Source organism: Cellulomonas triticagri (assembly GCF_003696205.1).
GTDB classification, from domain to species: Bacteria; Actinomycetota; Actinomycetes; order Actinomycetales; family Cellulomonadaceae; genus Cellulomonas; species Cellulomonas triticagri.
The window spans coordinates 1-4,015 of the sequence record NZ_RFFI01000198.1; the positions used below are offsets into that span (position 1 = coordinate 1).

Sequence of the window (4,015 nt, forward strand, 5' to 3'; positions counted from 1 at the left end):
GTTACTCACCCGTTCGCCACTGATCCACCCAGCAAGCTGGGCTTCACCGTTCGACTTGCATGTGTTAAGCACGCCGCCAGCGTTCGTCCTGAGCCAGAATCAAACTCTCCGTAGATGTCTCCATGGCAACCCCCACCCGAAGGCGGAGATCAACCGACACACGAAACGGCCACCCCCACGCTGACGAAGGAGCAACCAGTTGAATTCGGCTGTTAACGAGCCGGCCCCCGACGGAAGTAGAGGCACCGACTCGATATCAACCAAGAATCCACCACCACGAACCAGCCGACCTCGAACGAGGCCACCAACCCGAGCGATGAACCATCTTGGCATCAACTACTAGGCACACTGTTGAGTTCTCAAAGAACAGACGCGCATCCCCCACCTACCCTCATCAGGCGAGCGGCCGGAGGCCTGTCGATCAATCTACCAGAAGTTCCTGGCCCGTTTCCGCGCCTTCCGGCGTTTCTCCGTTGCCCTGAACCCTACCAGAGGAATTCTGCGCTCCGTACCGTTCCCGGCATTTCGCGTTCCTTCACTCTACCAGAGCTTCCGGCCTGCCTCTTCACCAGGATCTTCATTCCGGCGAATCGACTTCCCCGACTCTAGCAGGCTATTTCGTGTGCTTCGTGCGTGATTTCCACGACATCGCACCGTCGGAGCCTGGTCCGGCACGACGATCCGGACGCCAGAAGCGCCTGAGGTCGTACCGAGGGGGTGGCCACCCGCGGGACCAGCCACCGGGCTGAGCCTCGGTGTCCGTTCCTCCCTCTCGGGCAGCTCGGAGAACATTACGCATCCTGACGGTGAACGTCAACCCAGCCCTCGCAGAGGCTGGTCCAGGCCGCTGACCTGCACGGACACCGCCGCGTCACGGCAGTCGGCATGCCGGCGCCAGCCGCCCCGCGCCACCGGAGCCGCACCGACGGCGACGCCCCCGCAGCCCGGAGGCACGCGGGGGCGTCGACGGCGCGTGGATCAGGCCGCGACGAGCGACCGGAGCACGTACTGCAGGATCCCGCCGTTGCGGTAGTAGTCCGCCTCACCGGGGGTGTCGATGCGCACGACCGCGTCGAACTCGACCACCGAGCCGTCGGCCTTCGCCGCCCGGACCGCGACGGTGCGCGGCGTGGTGCCGTCGTTCAGCGCCGTGATGCCCGCGATGTCGAACGTCTCCGTGCCGTCCAGGCCGAGCGAGTCCGCGGACTCCCCCGCCGGGAACTGCAGCGGGAGCACGCCCATGCCGATGAGGTTCGACCGGTGGATGCGCTCGAACGACTCGGTGATGACCGCCTGCACGCCCAGCAGGGCCGTGCCCTTGGCCGCCCAGTCGCGCGAGGAGCCGGAGCCGTACTCCTTGCCGCCGAGGATCACCAGCGGCACGTCGGCCGCGGCGTACGCCTGCGCGGCGTCGTAGATCGACGTCTGCTCGCCCGTGAGGTGGTTCAGCGTGAAGCCGCCCTCCACCCCGGGGACGAGCTGGTTGCGCAGCCGGATGTTGGCGAAGGTGCCGCGGATCATGACCTCGTGGTTCCCGCGGCGCGAGCCGTAGGAGTTGAAGTCGCGCCGCTCGACGCCGTGCTCCGCGAGGTAGGCGCCCGCGGGGCTGTCCGCCTTGATGGACCCGGCGGGGCTGATGTGGTCGGTGGTGACCGAGTCGCCGAGCTTGGCGAGCACCCGGGCGCCGCTGACGTCCGTCACCAGGGCCGGCTCGGCGGCCATGCCCTCGAAGTACGGGGGCTTGCGGACGTAGGTGGACGCGCCGTCCCAGGCGAACGTGTCGCCCTCGGGGGTCGGCAGGGAGCGCCACCGGTCGTCGCCGGCGAAGACGTCGGCGTAGTCGGCCTCAAACATCGAGCGGTCGATGCTGGCGTCGATGGTCGCCTGCACCTCCTCCGGCGTCGGCCAGATGTCCGCCAGGTACACCGGGGCACCGGACTCGTCGGTGCCGAGCGGCTGGTGGTCGAAGTCGAAGTCCATCGACCCGGCGAGGGCGTACGCGATGACCAGCGGCGGGGACGCCAGGTAGTTCATCTTGACGTCCGGGTTGATGCGGCCCTCGAAGTTCCGGTTGCCGGACAGCACCGAGACGACGGACAGGTCGTGCTCGTTGACGACCGCCGAGACCTCCTCGGGCAGCGGGCCCGAGTTGCCGATGCAGGTCGCGCAGCCGTAGCCGACCAGGTGGAAGCCGAGCTTCTCCAGGTACGGCCAGAGCCCGGCCTTCTCGTAGTAGTTCGTGACGACCTGCGAGCCCGGGGCCATGGAGGTCTTGACCCACGGCTGCGAGACGAGGCCGCGCTCGACGGCCTTCTTCGCGAGCAGCGCCGCGGCGAGCATGACCGACGGGTTCGAGGTGTTGGTGCACGAGGTGATCGAGGCGATCACCACGGCGCCGTGGTCGAGCTCGGTGGTGGTGCCGTCGGCGAGGGTCACCGGGACCCGCTTGTGCGGGCGGCTCGCGGCGTCCCCCGCGGCGACGTGTGCCGGGGCGTCGGAGCCGTCGGCGTGCTCCCCCGCGGCGATCGGGTCGGAGGCCGGGAACGTCTCGTCCACGGACTCGTCCAGCCCGGTGAACGGCGCCTTCTCGGCGTCGGACACGTAGTCGAGGATCGACGTCGCGAACGACTCCTTGGCCGCGGTGAGCTCGATGCGGTCCTGCGGTCGCTTCGGGCCGGCGATGCTGGGCACCACGGTGCCGAGGTCGAGCTCGAGGTACTCGGAGTACGCGACCTCGCGGGACGGGTCGTGCCAGAGGCCCTGCTCCTTGGCGTACGCCTCGACCAGCGCGAGCTGCTGCTCGGAGCGCCCGGTCAGGCGCAGGTAGTCCACCGTGACGTCGTCGATCGGGAAGATCGCGCAGGTGGAGCCGAACTCCGGCGACATGTTGCCGATGGTCGCGCGGTTCGCGAGCGGCACGGCGGCGACGCCGTCGCCGTAGAACTCCACGAACTTGCCGACGACGCCGTGGCGGCGCAGCTGCTCGGTGATGGTGAGCACGACGTCGGTCGCGGTGACGCCGGACGGGATGGAGCCGGTGAGCTTGAAGCCGACGACGCGCGGGATCAGCATCGACACGGGCTGGCCGAGCATGGCCGCCTCGGCCTCGATGCCGCCGACGCCCCAGCCGAGCACGCCGAGGCCGTTGACCATCGTCGTGTGCGAGTCGGTCCCGACGCAGGTGTCCGGGTAGGCGCGCAGGACGCCCTCGACCTCGCGGGTCATGATCGCGCGGGCCAGGTACTCGATGTTGACCTGGTGCACGATGCCGGTGCCCGGCGGGACGACCTTGAAGTCGTCGAACGCGGTTTGGCCCCAGCGCAGGAACTGGTAGCGCTCGTGGTTGCGCTGGTACTCGATCTCGACGTTGCGCCGGAACGCGTCCTCGCGGCCGAAGACGTCGATCTGCACGGAGTGGTCGATGACGAGCTCGGCGGGCGCGAGCGGGTTGATCCGGGTCGGGTCCCCGCCGAGGTCGACCATGGCCTCGCGCATCGTGGCGAGGTCGACCACGCAGGGCACGCCGGTGAAGTCCTGCATGATCACGCGCGCCGGCGTGAACTGGATCTCCGTGTCGGGCTCCGCGGCCGGGTCCCACGCGGCGAGGGCGCGCACGTGGTCGGCGGTGATGTTCGCGCCGTCCTCGGTGCGCAGCAGGTTCTCGGCCAGCACCTTGAGGCTGTACGGCAGCTTCTCCGTGCCCGGCACGGCGTCCAGCCGGAAGATCTCGTAGGACTCGTCGGCGACCTGCAGCCGGGACTTCGACCCGAAGCTGTCGACGGTGCTCACAGTGGGCTCCTTCGTTGGGCGAGTTGCGACCGCTGGGGGACGGCCGGGCGGGAGGCGCACGCCGGGCTCTGGGCGCCCGAGCCGTGCCGGCTCCCGAAGTATCTTGATGTCAAGATACATCCTACCCCGAACCGGCGCCGGGGGCGGTCCGGGCGCACCGGCGGCGCGCGGACGACGACGCCCCGGGCGCCGACCCCGGGGCCGGCGCCCGGGGCGCTGCGGGACG

At 69.5% G+C, this 4,015-nt stretch carries 1 protein-coding gene and 1 rRNA gene; both read right to left on the reverse strand.

Annotated features, from left to right (window positions below; translation table 11 throughout):
- A 16S ribosomal RNA gene (locus EBM89_RS19815) occupies positions 1-115 on the reverse strand; the annotation flags it as partial.
- 863 nt (positions 116-978) lie between these two features.
- Positions 979-3,789, reverse strand: coding sequence for an aconitate hydratase (locus tag EBM89_RS19820; protein ID WP_122151305.1), 2,811 nt, complete (start codon positions 3,787-3,789; stop codon positions 979-981).
- Positions 3,790-4,015 lie beyond the last annotated feature (226 nt).